The sequence below is a fragment of the Pseudomonas sp. 05T35 genome (genome assembly GCF_056396605.1).
The window spans coordinates 1-1,908 of sequence record NZ_JBFTLU010000633.1 but is presented as its reverse complement, the minus strand read 5'-3'; the positions used below and the strand labels follow the sequence as shown (position 1 = coordinate 1,908).

The 1,908-nt window shown below is 56.4% G+C and carries 2 protein-coding genes; both read left to right on the top strand.

The genetic code is table 11. The features are described 5' to 3' along the window. Nucleotides 1-90: 90 nt before the first annotated feature. Nucleotides 91-1,296 (top strand): succinyldiaminopimelate transaminase, encoded by a 1,206-nt coding sequence (dapC, locus tag AC1DH9_RS28220; RefSeq protein WP_427541007.1) that lies wholly within the window; start codon nucleotides 91-93, stop codon nucleotides 1,294-1,296. A gap of 185 nt (nucleotides 1,297-1,481) precedes the next feature. Continuing rightward, nucleotides 1,482-1,908: zinc metalloprotease (locus tag AC1DH9_RS28215; protein ID WP_477809241.1), on the top strand; the 427-nt coding region annotated here is incomplete at its 3' end.

Here is a 1,908-nt window from a genome sequence, read left to right as displayed (position 1 = left end):
GCTCGCGAAAGCGGCGTATCAGTCGACGATGACGCGCAATGTCACACCGCTTTCGCGAGCAGGCTCGCTCCCACAATGAAAGAGGCCCTCATGAACAACGCTCTGAACCAGCTCCAGCCTTACCCGTTCGAGAAACTGCGCGCCCTGCTCGGTGCGGTGACGCCAAACCCGGACAAGCGCCCGATTGCATTGTCCATCGGCGAGCCGAAGCACCGTTCGCCAAGCTTTGTCGCTGAAGCGCTGGCGAGCAATCTGGATCAGATGGCCGTCTACCCGACAACCCTCGGCATTCCCGCACTGCGTGAAGCCATTGCCGGCTGGTGCGAACGTCGCTTCAACGTGCCAAGTGGCTGGATCGATCCGGCGCGCAACGTACTGCCGGTCAACGGCACTCGCGAAGCGCTGTTCGCTTTCACCCAGACCGTGGTCAATCGCAGCGACGACGCGCTGATCGTCAGCCCGAACCCGTTCTACCAGATCTATGAAGGCGCAGCGTTCCTCGCAGGCGCCAAGCCGCATTACCTGCCGTGCCTGGATGAAAACGGCTTCAACCCGGACTTCGACGCCGTATCGGACGATATCTGGAAGCGCTGCCAGATCCTCTTCCTGTGCTCGCCGGGCAACCCGACGGGGGCGCTGATCCCGGTCGAAACCCTGAAGAAACTGATCGCCCTGGCCGACGAACACGACTTCGTGATTGCTGCCGACGAGTGCTACAGCGAGCTCTACTTCAACGAACAGACCCCACCGCCAGGCCTGCTCAGCGCCTGCGTGGAACTGGGCCGCAAGGACTTCAAACGCTGCGTGGTTTTCCACAGCCTGTCCAAGCGTTCCAACCTGCCGGGCCTGCGCTCGGGTTTCGTCGCCGGCGATGCCGACATTCTCAAGGGCTTCCTGCTGTATCGCACCTATCACGGCTGCGCCATGCCGGTTCAGACCCAACTCGCCAGCGTTGCCGCGTGGAATGACGAAGTGCATGTGCGGGCCAACCGTGCGCTGTACCGCGAGAAATACGATGCTGTACTGAAAATCCTCAGCCCGGTGATGGACGTACAGCGCCCGGACGGCGGTTTCTACCTGTGGCCGAACGTTGAAGGCGATGATGCCGCGTTCTGCCGTGATCTGTTTGTCGAAGAACACGTGACGGTAGTGCCGGGCTCGTACCTGTCCCGTGAGGTAGACGGTTCCAATCCGGGTGCAGGCCGGGTACGCCTGGCATTGGTCGCACCGCTGGCCGAGTGCGTGGAAGCGGCGGAGCGGATTCGCAACTTCATAATGACTCGCAGCAATCAATAGGTATTAAGCCTGCACCGCACAATACGAATGCGGTGCAGGCGAACTCATATAAAAATATTGCCACTTACCTATATTAAATCCAGTCCAATTGACCAACGCAATAAACTGCACAACTTAATATCTCGACACCCCATTTACACTTAAATACCTTGAGGACTCACCCACAACCATACAGACACAACAACATGAATCAACTTAATTACTGTCAAACCATTCCAACTTCCGACCCGATTGCTTCTTATAACGCTGCCATAAACGAGCGCCCCAGCAACCAAGCGAGCAGCAGCGGTCGAAAAAAGCGTAGCGTCGGCGAGCACACCAAGTACTGGCGCCCCGGAAGAACGTTGAAAATCCTTGTTTTCAAATATGACGAACATTCCTTTGAGGCCATAAAAAATGGCGCAAACAAATGGCAACCCTACGTCAATCTAAATTTCGAATTCATTGAAATGGACGAACAGGATATTTTCCAATCCGATGAACGCCTGGGGGATATCCGAGTCGCCTTCTACCCAAGTCTCGGTGGAGGTGGAAGTTCTGCAATAGGCACCGACTCACTCACAGGAGACCCCCAAGCGCCATCAATGTCTTTTTTTCAAACCGACTTTTCTT